Genomic DNA, 624 nt, shown 5'->3' with positions numbered 1-624 from the left:
GGGTTGATCTCGCTGAGCTTGAAGCCACTGTTCGTGGCGAAGTCGATCATCGGGTTCCTTGCTGCGCCTTTGCGCGGTTGGAGCAGGGAGGTGCGCGGGACTCGGCCCGCGAATGGCGGCGCCGAGCAGACGCACGTCAACGAGAGTACGACTCACGTTCCCCGCTCGACAGGCCACCTTCGGGGGCCAGCTCACCTCCCCTGCTCGGGGGTCTAGCGCTTGGTAGTTTCCGTGAGGAACAATCACGTTTTGTGTCTACAATCCCCCCGCCTCCCCCCGTCCAGCCCGGTCACCCCGCCGGATCCGCCCCTCAGCCCCAGCAGCCCTGGCAGCAGAACGCCTATCCCCAAACCGGCGCTCAGCCGCCAATGACCGGCCCTGGCTGGACGCCGCCTCCTGGACAGGCGAAGAAGCCCGCGACCTTCGCGATCATCGCCCTCGTTCTCGGCATCATCGCGTTCCTCACGGGACTTGTGCCCGTCCTCGGACTCCTCCTTGGTGCGGGAGCCGTCGCACTGGGCATCGTCGCCCTCGTGAAGAAGCAGTCGAAGGGCATAGCCGTCACCGCGCTCGTACTCGGCGGCCTCGCGTTCATCTCGTCTGCCAGCACGACGGCAGCTTTGG

General features: G+C 66.3%; 1 protein-coding gene. It reads left to right on the top strand.

Annotation, left to right across the window (positions count from 1 at the left end):
• Positions 1-368: 368 nt before the first annotated feature.
• A partial coding sequence (locus AC4FQ5_RS19880) for a hypothetical protein (protein WP_491146356.1) occupies positions 369-624 on the top strand: 256 nt, incomplete at its 3' end.

The sequence above is a fragment of the Chryseobacterium sp. DT-167 genome, from assembly GCF_058310155.1.
Note: the sequence above shows the minus strand (reverse complement) of the source record. Positions and strands in the feature narration are given on the sequence as shown.